This window comes from Lysobacterales bacterium (genome assembly GCA_016703225.1).
Taxonomy (GTDB): Bacteria; Pseudomonadota; Gammaproteobacteria; order Xanthomonadales; family Ahniellaceae; genus JADKHK01.
In genome coordinates this window covers 1,058,636-1,072,835 of record JADJCM010000001.1, presented here as the reverse complement: position 1 = coordinate 1,072,835, position 14,200 = coordinate 1,058,636, and the positions used below count along the sequence as shown (strand labels likewise).

Below are 14,200 nucleotides of genomic sequence, written 5' to 3'. Positions count from 1 at the left end.
CCGGACCCACACGAATGTAGGTCGGCTCAAGCGAAGCGGAGCCGACGATGCTACGCGGTCAAAGCCGCCGCATGCCAGGCCAGGTGTTCGCCGATGAAGCTGGCGATGAAGTAGTAGCTGTGGTCGTAGCCCGGTTGCAGGCGCAGGGTCAGCGGATGCTGCGCGGCGGTGCACGCGGCCTGCAGCAGATCGGGACGCAGCTGCGTGCCCAGGAATTCGTCGGCATCCCCCTGGTCGACCAGCAAGGGCAGGCGCTCGCTCGCGTGTTCGATCAGGGCACAGGCATCCCACTCGCGCCACGCGGCGGCATCGTCGCCGAGATAGGCGCGGAACACTTTCTGTCCCCACGGCACCTGGGTCGGCGCGGCGATCGGCGCGAACGCGGAGACGCTGCGATAACGCCCGGGATGGCGCAGCGCAATCGTCAGCGCGCCATGGCCGCCCATCGAATGCCCGCTGATGCCGCGGGCGGACGTCGCCGCGAAATTCGCCTCGATCCACGCCGGCAACTCGCGCGCGATGTAGTCGTGCATGCGGTAGTGCGTGGCCCACGGCGCCTGCGTCGCGTCGATGTAGAAGCCGGCACCGAGGCCGATGTCGTAACCCTCGGCATCGGCCACGCCGGGTCCGCGCGGGCTGGTGTCGGGCGTGACCACGATCACGCCGTGTTCCGCGGCATAACGCTGCATGCCGGCCTTGGTGATCGCGTTCTGTTCGCTGCAGGTGAGCCCGGACAACCAGTACAGCACCGGGCACGGCCGCTGTGCCGCCTGCGGTGGCAGGTACACGCCGACGCTCATCTCGCACTGGAGCGTGCTGCTGGCGTGGCGCCAGACGTCCTGCCAGCCGCCGAAGCAGGCGCGGTGTTCGAGTCGGTGCATGCGGATTCCTCGCAACTGGCCGTTCATCGCGCTGCGCGGCGCACCGGGATCCGCAACACGCTGTCGTTGTGGAAGTCCACCACCAAGGCGTCGCCGGCGTCACCTCGGTCTTCGTCGCTGACATCACGACCGCTGCCGTGGTTGACCTGGGCATAAGCGTTCTTGTTGACGGTGAGTGCGACCAGCAGGCGACTGCCGGCAGCAAGTTGCCTGCTGACCAGTCGCGTCTTGTCGAACGGAATGTCGGTCTTGCGCCCGGGCTTGAGCAGGTGGCGACGAGTCATCGAGCGAGCGTGGCTGGCGCGCCCGAGGAAATAGGACAGGTGCAGCAACTGGCCATCCGGCATCTGTTCGTACAGGGTTACCGAAAAGTCGAGATCGCGCTTGTTCGCGGTGAGTCGGAGCACGCCCGAGAACTGGCCGGAAACTTCGATCGGATCGGCGAATGGCGCGCTGACGAACAGCAGCCCTGCACTCGCGTCCAGCACCTTGCCGAGCACCGGTGCCGGATAGTGGTCTCCGAGCATGCTGTCGCGGTCGGCGAAGTCGACGACTTGCCGAACCGAAGCGGGTGCGGCGTCGGCACGGTCGACCAGGCGGTGGGATGTGTCGTCCTTGCCCGGGCTCAGGAAAAGCTGCAGTTCGCTGTTGGCCATCGTCGCCAGGCTGGACGCGTGTGCCCAGCGGTTCGCGCCCATCACCTGGTAGTTGATGCGGTCGTTGAGCAAGGCCGGTTTGGGCGCGCCGCGAAAGACGTGGTCCATCCATTCGAACGTGATCCTCGGGGTGTCGATCATCGCCACCGGATCGATCGCATAACCGCCCAGCACCGCGGCCTTGCGCTCGGCCTGCGCGCCGAAATGATCGTAGGGGCCGATCAGCAGATGGTGCTGCGCATCCGGCCGGTAACGCACATGTTCCTTCAAATAACGTATCGCCGATTGCTGGCCGTCGTCGTAGTAGCCGGTGATGCTCAACACCGGGATGTCGATGCGCGCGAATTCGCGACGATGCGGGACCATGCTCTGCCAGTAGCGGTCGTAGCGCGGATGCCGGAGCCAGCGCTGGAACCAGGCATTGGGTGTGCCGTCAACCGCGTCGATGTCGCGATAGCGCTTGCCGCTCTGGTACCAGCGTTCATTCAGTGCCGCCCAACGACCGTGGTCGAAGTAGGTCGCCTCGTCGAGGTACTTGTTGTTCGCAACGTAGAACGGCCACGCATAGTTGGCGAACACGAAGACGTTGTTCTCCATCGGCAGCCCGTCGCCAGGATTGTTGGCGACATAGGGCACGATCGTCTTCAATGCGCTCGGCAACCGCTTGACTGCAGCCCATTGCGTGAAGCCGTTGTAGCTGCCGCCGTACATGCCGACTCGTCCGTCGCTCCAGGGCTGGCGGGCGATCCAGTCGATCACCTTGCGCGCGTCCTCGCCATCGTGTTCATAGGGCACGGGCGCATCCGGACTGTGCCCCTTGCCGCGCGTGTAGGCGACCACGCCGGCGTAGCCATGCGCCGCCATGTTGCGCAGTTCACGCCGAGCCCAGGCGTCGTCGGCATAGACGGTGAATACGAGCAAGGTCGGCAGGGGCCGTTCGGCTGCCCGCGGTCGTATCGTCAAGGCGGCGATCGTCGCGCTGCCTGCGTCGATCTGCACGCGGTCGTCGATCCGGTAACGCCGGTCGTCGTCTGCGTTCGTCAACGCCTCAACCACGGGTGCCAGCAGCGCGAAACTGGCCTGCAGATGCTGCCTGCGAATCAGGTCGATCGCAGCCGACAACGGAATCGCGTCACGGCCGATCCACGCTGCGGCAGCGACATCGAGTTCGTCGCGCAAGCGACCGGCATCGCCGACAAACCAGGGCAAGGCCCGGCTGGCCGCAAGGTCGTCGAACTCGCCCAGCGTGCGGCGCAGCTCGGCGGCGACTGCGGCGTCGATCCCGGCCTGATCCGTGATCCCGGCCACGTCGGCACGCAGCACCACCAGGAAGGGATACAAGGGCGCGACACTCGACGGATCGGTCGCCGCACGCAATGCCAGCAGGCGTTCGAGCGACTGCCGGGCTTCAGCCGGTTTGCCGGCCACTGTCTGCAGGCGAAACAGCGTGTTGAGCCGGCGCGACTCGTCCGCTTCTTCGAAAGCAGGAATTGCCTGCTGGGCCAATGCGGGCAACTGCACCAGCAGCGCATCGACATCCTTGGCGCTCTGCAAGCCCAGTGTCGTGGCCAAGGTTGCATTCGATGTCAGCACCATGGCCAGCGACAGGACAAGCCGCATCCGGAACGCGCCTTGAAGGTTCATCGTCGACCTCAGTAGTGGATGACGCTGCGGATCGACTGACCCGCATGCATCAGTTCGAAGGCGTGGTTGATGTCGGCCAGCGGCATGGTGTGGGTGACGAAGGGCGCGAGTTCGATCTCGCCGCGCATCGCCTGTTCGACCATGCCCGGCAATTGCGTGCGGCCCTTCACGCCGCCGAACGCGGTACCCATCCACTTGCGCCCGGTGACCAGCTGGAACGGGCGCGTCGAGATTTCCTGGCCGGCGCCGGCGACACCGATGATCACCGACTGGCCCCAGCCGCGATGCGCACATTCGAGCGCGGCGCGCATCACCTGCACATTGCCGATGCATTCGAAGCTGTGGTCGACGCCCCAGCTGGTCATCTCGACGATGACCTGCTGCACCGGCTTGTCGTGTTCCTTCGGATTGACGCAGTCGGTGGCGCCCATGCGCCTGGCGAGTTCGAACTTGGACGGATTGGTGTCGATCGCGATGATGCGCCCGGCGCGCGCCTGCCGTGCACCCTGCACGACCGCGAGGCCGATGCCGCCGAGGCCGAACACCGCGACCGAATCACCGGGCTGCACCTTGGCGGTGTTGTGCACGGCACCGATGCCGGTGGTGACGCCGCAGCCGAGCAGGCAGACCTGTTCGTGCTGCGCGTCCGGATGGATCTTTGCGAGCGAGACTTCGGCGACCACGGTGTATTCGCTGAAGGTGCTGCAGCCCATGTAGTGGTAGAGCGGCTGGCCGTTGTACGAGAAACGCGTGCTGCCATCCGGCATCACGCCCTTGCCCTGGGTGGCGCGCACGGCCACGCACAGATTGGTCTTGCCGGACTTGCAGAACAGGCACTCGCGGCATTCGGCGGTGTACAGCGGAATGACATGGTCACCGGGCTGGACGCTGGTCACGCCCTCGCCGACTTCGACGACGATGCCCGCGCCCTCATGCCCGAGCACGCACGGGAACAGGCCTTCCGGATCATCGCCGCTGAGCGTGAACGCGTCGGTGTGGCAGACCCCGGTGTGCGTGATCCGCACCAGCACCTCGCCCTTGCGCGGCGGCGCGACATCGATCTCGACGATCTGCAACGGCGCACCGGCAGCAAACGCGACAGCGGCTCGACTCTTCATGCGGCATCCCGGGTGGATTGAACAGGCCGCTAGAGTAGCGACATGAACCGTCAAGCCGATGCATCACCCGCCATCGCGAAGCCCTGGTGCCTGTACCTGATCGAATGCCGTAACGGCAGCTTCTACGCCGGCATCAGCAACGACGTCGAACGCCGCTTCGCGCAACACCTGGCAGGCCGCGGTGCCAAGTACACGCGCGCCCATCCGCCGCTGCGCCTGCTCGGCACCCGCGCCTTCCCCGACCGCAGCAGCGCCAGCAAAGCCGAACACGCGATCCGCCAATTGCCGCGCTCGAAGAAGCTCGGCTTCCTCGCCGGAGAATGCCGGTCCGACGGTCGAATGTAGGTCGGAACGAGTGCAGCGAATCCGACGTTCATGCGGGTCGCACCGTCGAATGTAGGTCGGATCAAGCGCAGCGGATCCGACGTTGGGTTACGGCATGGTGTCGGGCGATGCCGCGGTTGTCGGATCATCTCGCGGTTGTCGGATCCCTCGCTGCGCTCGTTGATCCGACCTACGTTCGAATGGCTTTGAGGTAGCTTGAGAGGAGTCGCAGGTCGGATTGCGAATGCGTCGATGGCACGGGCGCCGGCGGCGTTTGACCATCGTGGTCATGAAGTACCGTCGCTTCCACATCCCCAACAGCCTGTTGTTCCTCACCGTGGTCACGCACCAGCGCGAGCCGGTGCTCCTGCACCCCGCGGTGCGCACCGCGTTTCGGCGCTCATTCGCCCACATGACCGCGCGCCATCCGGTGCGCATGCACGCCTACGTGGTCATGCCCGACCATTGCCACATGATCTGGGCGATGCCGCCCGACGATGGCGACTACTCAAGACGCATGCGCCTGCTCAAGCACCACATGAGCTGCCAGCCTGATTTGCCGAGACCGATCTGGCAGAAGCGCTTCCGGGATCACATCATCCGTGACGAAAACGATCTTGCGCGGCACATGGATTACATCCACTACAACCCGGTCAAACACGGCTGGGCACAGCGTGCGACGGACTGGCCCGACAGCTCCCTCGCCGCGTGGATCCAACGCGGCGCCTATCCCCCGGATTGGCACCCCGATCAAACGGCACGGAAGTCCGGACCCACACGAATGTAGGTCGGATCAAGCGGAGCGGATCCGACGATCACACACCGATTGAAAAGCGTCCGGACAAAGTCCGGACCCAGTGTGCCCGGCATGGGCACTGACTTGTTGATTGAGAGGTATCAACCGGAGGCGATGGAGCCAACCGAAGCCGAACTGCAAGGTGCCGACCGCGAGGGAGGTGCTGGAAGAAGCAGGAGGCAAACGATCGACCGCAGGAACACGAACGCGCATTGAGGCCGGGTACGGGCGGCAAGCTGGCTGGGAACAGCGAAGCCCAAATTCCATCCGAGACGTATCAGGTAGAGCGCGGCGGCACGATTGGAAAGTCAGTGTTCTTACCCGGGGAGATCTCCGCGCCGAGAGGCGTGGAGAAGTCAGCAGCGGCCGTAGTAGCGAGGAAGCGGGGTAATGGCCGTGGAGCGAAGGGCCAAAGGAAGGAAGAGGGGATAACGCGGATGCAGGATCGAACACGGATGAGCGCGAAGTCGATGGAAAGGATCGGCGGTTCCGATGCTGATGGGTGGAGCCCGGCAGGCGTTGGAAGCAGCGTGAGCGTGGGCGAGCCGTTGGATTCGATGGAGCCAAAGCCCCTTGAGACGGTGATGGAACAGGCGGTGGGTGCGGATTGTTGGGAAGCAGCGCAAGCAGCGGTGATCGGAAACCGCGGTGCGGCTGGCCCTGACGGGATGCCGGTGACGGCGCTGCGCGCACACTTGCTGAAACACGGAGAAGCGATCAAGCGCAAGCTGTTGACGGGAGGCTATGTTCCGGCAGCAGCGCGGCGCGTGGAGATCGCGAAGCCCAATGGCGGGACACGCGGACTGAACATCCCGAATGTGGTCGATCGATTTGTCCAGCAGTTGCTGGTGCAAGTGCTGACCCCGCACCTTGATCCGCAGATGAGCCCGTCGAGCTTTGGGTTCCGTCCGGGACGCAGTGCCCACGATGCCGTGCGCCAAGCCCAAGCGTATGCCCGAGAGGGTCGCGACTGGGTGGTGGACATGGATATCGAGGCATTCTTTGACCGGGTGAACCACGATGTGCTGATGCGGCGTTTGACGCGTGACGTGCAAGACCGGCGCGCGCTCAAGCTGATCAATCGCATGTTGAGTGCAGGACACATCCTGCCGCAGGGTACGGTGGTGAGGAGCGAGCAGGGCACGCCGCAAGGTGGACCGCTATCACCCTTGCTGTCGAACCTGTATCTGGACGCGCTGGATCGCGAGCTGACGAAACGTGGCTTGCGCTTTTGCCGTTATGCCGACGACTGCAACATCTACGTCGGCAGCCGGCAAGCCGGAGAACGCGTCCTGGCGGGCGTAAGCGCATGGCTGAGCAAGCACCTGAAGCTCACCGTGCATCCGGGCAAGAGCGGAGTCGGACGGGTTTGGGAACGCAAGTTCCTCGGCTTCACGCTCACCCTCTCGCTCCTGCTCACCGTGTCCGGCGCCAGCATTGCGCGCTATCAAGATCGCGTGCGGGAGCATTTCGACGCACGCCGCAGTGTGACCAGCGTCGAACAACGCGATGGCTGGGAACGCTACGTGCGCGGCTGGTGGGGCTACTACGGGCTCAGCGAAGACCGACGGCCGATCACACGCTGGGAAGGATGGACGCGGCGTCACATCCGCAAATGCTTCTGGCAACGCTGGCACAGTGCCGAGGGCCGCTACCGCAACCTGCGCAAGCTCGGGATCAATCCCGAGTTGGCCGGAGTCGCACGTAGCGGTCGCGGCGCCTGGCGCATTGCTCGCGGACTCGCGATGCAAAGCGCTCTCTCCAATCGTATCCTGCGCAGATATCGCTACTTCGTCCCCACCGATCTGGGCTAATGCCCTACCTTCCAACCGCCGGATGCAGAAAACTGCATGTCCGGTGGTGTGGGAGCCCTGACCGGCGCAATCCGGTCAGGGCCACCCGATCACCACCGGGCATCATCCCAGGTCGACGCGTTCGCGCCGGAACGGCACGGCGTCTTCGTCCAGCGGCGCTTCGTCGAAGGCGCGCGCGGCCTTGTGGCCGGCGTAGACGGCGGCGGCAACGGTGCCGGGCGCGAGTGCGTCGCCGAGACAGTGGACTTCGCGCACGCCGGCATCCATCCACTCGGCTTCGTGCGCAAGCAGTGCCTGATACAGCGCATCGTCGGGATCGCGCATGGTCACCGGCAACAGTTGCGCGACCTGCAGCGCCTCGCGCTGCCCGCTGTAGACGCAGGCGAGTTCGACACGCAGCGCCTCGCCCTCGGCGCACACCGCGGCGAGCTCGCGCGAGGTGTGGATGCGCACGCCGAGTTCGATCAGCCGCGCCTGCACGCGCGACTGCTCCATGGTCTGCTCGGTCCATTCCGAGACCTTGGTCGCCGGCGTCACGTAGTGCACCGCCATGCCTTCGCGGGCGTAGCGTTCGGCAAGCGCGCCAGCAAGCACGTAGTGGTCATCGTCGTAGACCAGCAACGGGCCGCGTGCCGATGCGCCGCGCAGTGCGGCATCGGGCGAAAGCACCTGCGCCGATACGGCGTCGAGCAGCGGCGAGCGGTGCGTGCGGCCGAGGCCATCGCTGCGCCAGTGCGAACCGGTGGCAACGAAGATCGCCGATGCGCCGAACGCCAGCGCGTCCTCCGCCGACACTTCGCTGCCGCGCAGGAACTGCACGTTCGGCATCTTGCCGATCTGCAGCCAGCGATGGTCGACGACGCGCTGCCAGGTCGCGAGCCCGGGCAGCTTGGCCTCGAAGCGCAGGCGTCCGCCGGCGACTTCGGCGCCATCGCACAGCATCACCTCGTAGCCGCGCTGGCCGAGCGCGCGCGTCAGTTCGAGCCCGGAGGGACCGGCGCCGACCACCAGCACGTTGCGCTCGCTGCGCTTGCCGGCGATGCGCTCGGGATGCCAGCCGCGGCGCCATTCCTCGCCCATGGTCGGGTTCTGCGTGCAGCGGATCGGCACGCAGTCGTTATCGCCGGTGACGCAGATGTTGCAACCGATGCACTCGCGGATGTCGTCGAGCCGGCCCTGCTCGATCTTGCGCGGCAGGAAGGGATCGGCGATCGAGGGGCGGGCGGCGCCGATCAGGTCCATGAGGCCGGACTTGATCACACGCACCATCGCGTCCGGCGAGGTGTAGCGGCCGACGCCGACCACCGGTTTCGTCGTCAGCGATTTTACGGCGCGGATGTAGCGCTCCTGGAAACCTTCCTCGGAGAAACGCGCGGTCTGGCTGTCATTGCTCCAGTCGGCGATGTTCACGTCCCAGAGATCGGGCAGCTCCGCGAGCATCGCGATCACATCGCGGCCCTCGTTCTCGCTGGTCAGGCCCTGTGGACCGAGCAACTGGTCGACGGCCAGGCGCACGACCACGCCGCAACGATCGCCGACCGCGTCCTTGGTGTCCTCGATCAGCTCGCGCAGCAGGCGCACGCGATTCTCGAGCGAGCCGCCGTATTCGTCGCTGCGTCGGTTGGTACGGCGCGAGAGGAAATGCATCGGCATGCCCAGATCATGCCCGGCATAGACGTAGACCAGGTCGAAGCCGGCGTCGCGCGCGCGCAGCGCTGCGCTGCGGTGCCAGCGGCGCACGTCGGCGAGGTCGCGCCTGGTCGCGGTGCGCGCCTGGATCGGGTCGGAGCCGCGCACTGGCAGGTGCGAGGGCGCGATCGGGATTTCGCGGCTGTAGCGGTTCGGCGTGGCGTAGCCGTTGAACATCAGTTCGATTGCGGCGAGCGCGCCGTGTTCGTGCACGGCGTCGGTCATCATCCGCAGCGCCGGGATGTCCTGTTCATCCCAGATGCGACCCTCGTGATGCGGGGCGATTTCCGATAGCGGCGAAATTTCGACTTCCTCGGTCGCGATCACGCCCCAGCCGCCCTCGGCCTTGATCCCGCGCATGCGCGCCAGCGTCTGCGGATAGACGTGGCCCATGCCGTTGCAGTGCGGCACCTGGTAGAAGCGGTTCGGCGCGCGCACCGGACCAATCTGCACAGGCTCGAAAAGTACGTCGTAACGGGGATCGCGCATGGTCACTCCGACCAACAATGATCGGCGGATTGTAATCGAATGGACTCACCCCCTCACCGAGGCGTCTAGGCGCCAGGAGTGGTGAACTGCGTGCACCACGACCAAAGTGAGAGGGCGAGCCCATGAACGAGTGTATGGCACGTGTGCGGACGTTGGCGATCGATCTGGCGAAGAGCGTTTTCCAAGTGGCCGGCGAGGACGAGCGAGGCACTGTTGTTTTCGAGGACCGGATCAAGTCGCGCGAGTCGTTTGTCGAGTTCCTGAGGACGCTGAAACCGCCGTTGGTGGTGCTTATGGAGACCGGCCCTGGCGCGCAGTCATGGGCGCGTGAGTTGCAGTCACACGGCATCGAGGTTTTCGTACTACCCGCACAGCGAGTGGAGGAGCATCGCAGCGGCGCCAAGAACGACCGCAAGGACACTTTCGCGATCCTGCGTGCGGGGCGCGACAAATCGATCCACGCAGTTCCGGTCAAGTCGGTGGAGCGGCTGACGATGCAGGCTCTGCATCGGGTGCGTTCGGGGTACGTGTCGCGGCGTACGGCGATCAGCAATCAGATTCGCGGGTTGCTTACCGAGCATGGGCTGGTCTTCGCGCGCGGCGAGATGGCGCTGGTCGTTCGCCTGCGGCAGGTGCTGGAGGATGCGAGCTTGCCCATTCCCTTTCGGCTGCGCGATCTGATTGCGGATCTGTGGGCGGAGTGGGAATGCTTGGGCGAACGCATGGCTGCGCTCGACGCGGAGTTGCAGAGCGTGGCAACAACCGATCCACTGACGCGGCGCCTGATGACGGTTCCTGGTGTAGGGCCGATGACTGCGACCGCATTGGTGTGCAAGGACTTGAATCCAGAACGCTTTGCCAATGCGCGACAATTTGCGGCGTATTTTGGCGTGGTGCCAGATCAGGCGAGCAGTGGCAATCGAATCCGGCTGAGGGGCATGTCCAAGCGCGGAGATGGCTATGTCCGCAGCCTACTGATCAACGGTGCACATGCTGTGTTGCGACAAGTGAATCCGGCGTGCGAGGAAAGAAAACATCCGCATCGTCTTCGCCGCTGGAAGGAGAAGCTGGGCAGCAAGGCTGCTGCGGTGCGCCTGGCCAATCGCAACCTGAGAATCATGTACGCGTTGCTGAAGAACGGCGGCAGCTACCGCGAGGATGCCGCCATGAGATGAAACCTGCGTTCACCCCGGGCGCTGAGCGCCCAGCCTGCTGCTTCACGCACGAACCACAGGTAAGACCGACGCGGATCGGTGCCTAACACCCTACTGGCCCTTGAGGCCTACACGTAATTGGCAGTCCGCGTGCTCATCCGATGCTGGCCCAGGCGATGCTTCGCCGATCAGAGGCCTGATACATAGACGCAGCCAAGGTCCGTGAAAAAAGCAGCGGTTGACGGAGGGGGTGAGTCCATACATAGGGTGTGCACCGCAAAGCGGTGCGCACCACCGTCATCAGGAGCCGGGTTCGATCCCGACCAGCCAGCAGCCCTCGGCGGCGGCTGCAGCGAGAAAGTTCTGCAGTTCGGCGGTGTCGGTCGGGCTCAGTGGCCAGGTGCCGGCGCTGCGCGCAGCCGCGATCAGGGCGGCAAGATCCCCGGCCAGCGCACGCAGTTCGTAGGGCGTGAGCAAGCCCACCGCGCAGTCGCTGGCCGCGGCCGTGCCCTGCAGCCACCACGGCAGTTGGCGCCGACGCAGCGCGCCGACGTCGACGCTCGCGCAGAGCAACGCCGCCGCCGAGGCCAGCGTTGGCGAATCCGCGAATGCCCCGAGTGGTCGCGCCGCGAGGTCGGCGAACAGCGTGTCGCAGGAGTTGGTGGTCCAGGCGCGGGCGTGGCATCGGGACACGCAGTCGATCCACAACAGCGGCTGCGCCACGGGCGCAACATTCGGCTCGCCCGCGACCAGCGCGCGCGCGGCGACGGGCAGTTCATCGAGCTGCTCGGCGAGCGCGTCGTCCTCCGCAGCGCGCGCCAGCAGCGCGGACCATTCGGCCGCGGCCAGCGTCGCCGGGCGCAGCAGGAAGCCGCGTTCGAACGGCGCCGCGGCCAGCGCGAACAGGCGCGTGCGCGATGCGCGCCAATGCACGGCGCCAACGGCTGCCGCCGGCGCACGCGCCGCTGGGAACAGGATTGCCAGTCGCTGTCGGAGCGCCGCCATGGTGGCGCCGTCGTCGGCGAACTCGGCGCCATACAACGGCCGCTGACCGGCCAGGGCCGCGTCCAGTTCACCGCGGCTGACGCTGCAGCCATTCAACTGGTGGCCCCAGTTGCCGACCTGGGGCGGAAACACGCCGAGCTCGAACATCGGTTGCGGCTCGCGCTGATAGAGCACCAGCACGCAGAACTCGCCGGCGCGATTGCGCCAATGGCCGACCAGCTCGCCACGGCGCGCATGGCCGCTGTCGAGATAGGCCTGCACCGTCGCTGGCAGTTGCGAGTCGCCCGCAGGTGCGGCGGCTGCCAGCGTCGCCTTGCGCGCTTCGATCGTGCGCAGCGCTTCGGCGAGCTCGGCGCCGGTGCATTCGCGGTAACTGCGCAGCGCTTCCATCATGCGGTCGCTGCGCAGTGCGGCGTCGATGGCTGTCCAGCGCGGGTCGTCCTGATGCATCGAGGTACTCCGGTGGGTGCTGCGGGCTGTCTGACGTTTGCTTCAAGACTGCGCTGCGCCCAGCCCGAGTTCGGCGCAGAGGCGCTCGCGCCGTCCCGGCTGGAAATTGACGCGCTCGACATCGCCACCGACCATCGCGACCAGCCGTGGGTTCATCACCCGGAACCACAGCGGCGGCACGTAGGCGAGCAGGAACATGCCGAAGTAGCCGGTGGGCAATTGCGGTGCCTCCTCGAAGTGGCGCAGGCACTGGTAGCGCCGGGTCGCGTTCGCGTGGTGGTCGGAATGGCGTTGCAGGTGGAACAGCGCCCAGTTCGAGACGATGTGGTTGCTGTTCCAGGAATGCTCGGGCCGGCAGGGCTCGTAGCGGCCGCTGTCGAGTCGGCGGCGGGCGATGCCGTAGTGTTCGATGTAGTTGGCGCTTGTCAGCTGGAAGTTGGCCCAGAACGAGGCTGCGAGCAGGAACGGCAGCCCGCCGATCCCGAGCCAGGCGAGTAGTCCAGTCCAGAGCGCGAGCGTGATCAGCGTGGTCTGCACGATGTCGTTGTGCAGGCTGAAGCGGGATCGTCCGGCTGCGGCCATGCGCTCGCATTCGAGCCGCCATGCGCGACGCAGCGCGCCCGGCATCTCGCGCGGCAAGAACTGCCAGATCGACTCGCCAAGACGGGAAGATGCCGGGTCCTCGGGCGTGGCGACGTCGCGGTGGTGGCCGCGATTGTGTTCGACGTGGAAGTGCCCGTAACCAGTCGGTGCCAGCACCAGCTTCGCCAGCCAGCGCTCGAACGCGCCGCGCTTGTGGCCAAGCTCGTGGCCGAGGTTGATGCAGAAGCCGCCGATCACGCCGGTGGCGATGGTCACCGCGACCAGCCCATGCCAGGGCAGCGGATGACGCGCGACGAACCAGGCTACGAACCCGAACGCAAACCACAGCAGCGGCACCATGATCCAGGTGATCACGCGGTAGTAGCGATCGGCATCGAGCGCCGCCATCGCCGACTCCGGCGGATTGCTTGGGTCCTCGCCGAAAATCAGGTCGGCAAGTGGCAGCAACACGTAGAACAACAGCACCGGCAACCACAGCACGCGCGCATCGCCGCTGGTGAGGTATGCGATCGGACCGGCAGTCGCGAGCAGCGGCAGTAGCACCGACAACAGCCAGGCATGGCGTTTGCGGTCGCGATACTGCGGAGGGGCTTCAAGAACGGCACTCATGCGCGGGCTTCCGGAAGGGCGACCGGGCACAAGCTTGCACGCGCCCGCGGCGCGCGGCCAGTGCCGCCACCGGTGCGCCGGCCTTCCCTCCGGGTCTACTTGCGCATGTTCGGAGCGGTGCTGCCAGGGGTTCAAGGAGGTCGTGATATCGTCCGCTCATCGCAATCGATGTTCAGAGCAATCGCCATGGCCATTCACAGCAGCCTGTTCGGGTCTGTCACGGTTTCCGGCAAGGAAGCCAAGGCCTTCCGACGCGCAATGAAGAATCCCGTGGCCTCGCCCGCAGCGGTGGAGGCAGTCTTGCGCGGTCGCGAGATGGCGAGGGCGATCATGGAGACGGGCCTGGTCGTTTCGAACCTTCGACCCAAGGAAACGACCAAGCGTCGTGGCAAGAAAGTCGTCCGGTGAGTGCTTCGCAATCCGGCCTTCACTATCGGGCCATCCAAGCGGGTGATGGCGTCAACTGGTTGCGCTTGGGCGATGATTCGCTGAAGCCGCTCAAGACGTTCTTGAAGAAGGATGCGCGTCGCTTTCACGAAGAATACCTGGCCAGAACACTGGTCGGAGTGCAGCCCGGCGAGCGGACCGTCATCGCATTCGCAACGCTGGTGTGCGCGAATATCTTGGTCAAGCAATTGCCAGAACAGGAACGAATCAGCGGATTCAAGTTCGACTCCTATCCGGCGATGATGCTGGCCCGTCTTGCAGTCGACAAGCGCTTTCAGGGGCAAGGCATCGGCACGGAGCTTCTGGACCTCGCCATCAGTTTTGTCGTCGGCTCGATCATGCCCATTGCCGGCTGTCGCTACTTGCTGGTCGATGCCAAGGAGTCTTCTGTTCGCTTCTACGAGCGACATGGTTTCGCCAAGCTGGGCGAATTGCCGGACGCAGCGAGCAACTTGGCTTCGATGTACGTGGACTTGCTTCCCGTCGCCCGGGCTGTATCCGACCGCGACAAACCCTAGACT

12 protein-coding genes are annotated in these 14,200 nt (G+C 65.5%); 6 read left to right on the top strand and 6 right to left on the bottom strand.

Going from position 1 to position 14,200, the window contains the following annotated elements:
- Nucleotides 1–50: 50 nt before the first annotated feature.
- Genes fghA through IPG63_04605 form a run of 3 tightly spaced genes read right to left on the bottom strand, consistent with a single transcriptional unit; the run spans nucleotide 51 to nucleotide 4,299 of the window.
- Nucleotides 51–881 (bottom strand): S-formylglutathione hydrolase, encoded by an 831-nt coding sequence (fghA, locus tag IPG63_04615; protein ID MBK6726534.1) that lies wholly within the window; start codon nucleotides 879–881, stop codon nucleotides 51–53.
- A 23-nt stretch (nucleotides 882–904) separates the two neighbouring features.
- The gene (locus tag IPG63_04610) at nucleotides 905–3,181 is read right to left on the bottom strand and encodes a CocE/NonD family hydrolase (GenBank protein ID MBK6726533.1); all 2,277 of its coding nucleotides are present in this window, start codon (nucleotides 3,179–3,181) and stop codon (nucleotides 905–907) included.
- 8 nt (nucleotides 3,182–3,189) lie between these two features.
- Entirely contained in the window at nucleotides 3,190–4,299 is a 1,110-nt protein-coding gene (locus tag IPG63_04605; protein MBK6726532.1) for an S-(hydroxymethyl)glutathione dehydrogenase/class III alcohol dehydrogenase, read from the bottom strand.
- A 42-nt stretch (nucleotides 4,300–4,341) separates the two neighbouring features.
- On the opposite strand from IPG63_04605, the gene IPG63_04600 reads away from it, so the two are divergent.
- The 3 genes from IPG63_04600 (at nucleotide 4,342) to ltrA (ending at nucleotide 7,233) form a co-directional block, all read left to right on the top strand.
- Complete coding sequence (locus IPG63_04600; GenBank protein ID MBK6726531.1) at nucleotides 4,342–4,644, top strand: GIY-YIG nuclease family protein; 303 nt, start codon at nucleotides 4,342–4,344, stop codon at nucleotides 4,642–4,644.
- A 223-nt stretch (nucleotides 4,645–4,867) separates the two neighbouring features.
- Nucleotides 4,868–5,410 (top strand): transposase, encoded by a 543-nt coding sequence (locus IPG63_04595; GenBank protein MBK6726530.1) that lies wholly within the window; start codon nucleotides 4,868–4,870, stop codon nucleotides 5,408–5,410.
- Nucleotides 5,411–5,976: 566 nt separating this feature from the next.
- The gene (gene ltrA, locus IPG63_04590) at nucleotides 5,977–7,233 is read left to right on the top strand and encodes a group II intron reverse transcriptase/maturase (GenBank protein MBK6726529.1); all 1,257 of its coding nucleotides are present in this window, start codon (nucleotides 5,977–5,979) and stop codon (nucleotides 7,231–7,233) included.
- A gap of 102 nt (nucleotides 7,234–7,335) precedes the next feature.
- On the opposite strand, the gene IPG63_04585 is transcribed toward ltrA, so the two are convergent.
- On the bottom strand, nucleotides 7,336–9,411 hold the full coding sequence (locus IPG63_04585; protein ID MBK6726528.1) for an NAD(P)-binding protein: 2,076 nt from the start codon (nucleotides 9,409–9,411) through the stop codon (nucleotides 7,336–7,338).
- 134 nt (nucleotides 9,412–9,545) lie between these two features.
- Between IPG63_04585 and IPG63_04580 the strand changes: the two genes are divergently transcribed.
- The gene (locus IPG63_04580) at nucleotides 9,546–10,586 is read left to right on the top strand and encodes an IS110 family transposase (GenBank protein ID MBK6726527.1); all 1,041 of its coding nucleotides are present in this window, start codon (nucleotides 9,546–9,548) and stop codon (nucleotides 10,584–10,586) included.
- Nucleotides 10,587–10,865: 279 nt separating this feature from the next.
- Here IPG63_04580 and IPG63_04575 read toward each other — a convergent pair whose 3' ends face one another.
- Both IPG63_04575 and IPG63_04570 read right to left on the bottom strand, forming a co-directional pair.
- Nucleotides 10,866–12,020 (bottom strand): hypothetical protein, encoded by a 1,155-nt coding sequence (locus IPG63_04575; GenBank protein ID MBK6726526.1) that lies wholly within the window; start codon nucleotides 12,018–12,020, stop codon nucleotides 10,866–10,868.
- Nucleotides 12,021–12,062: 42 nt separating this feature from the next.
- Nucleotides 12,063–13,232 carry an alkane 1-monooxygenase gene (locus IPG63_04570; GenBank protein ID MBK6726525.1) on the bottom strand — a complete coding sequence of 390 codons (1,170 nt, stop codon included), beginning with the start codon at nucleotides 13,230–13,232 and terminating at the stop codon, nucleotides 12,063–12,065.
- Nucleotides 13,233–13,337: 105 nt separating this feature from the next.
- Between IPG63_04570 and IPG63_04565 the strand changes: the two genes are divergently transcribed.
- Entirely contained in the window at nucleotides 13,338–13,640 is a 303-nt protein-coding gene (locus IPG63_04565; protein MBK6726524.1) for a hypothetical protein, read from the top strand.
- The gene (locus IPG63_04560) at nucleotides 13,637–14,197 is read left to right on the top strand and encodes a GNAT family N-acetyltransferase (GenBank protein MBK6726523.1); all 561 of its coding nucleotides are present in this window, start codon (nucleotides 13,637–13,639) and stop codon (nucleotides 14,195–14,197) included. The genes IPG63_04565 and IPG63_04560 overlap by 4 nt, the downstream gene beginning before the upstream one ends.
- Nucleotides 14,198–14,200 lie beyond the last annotated feature (3 nt).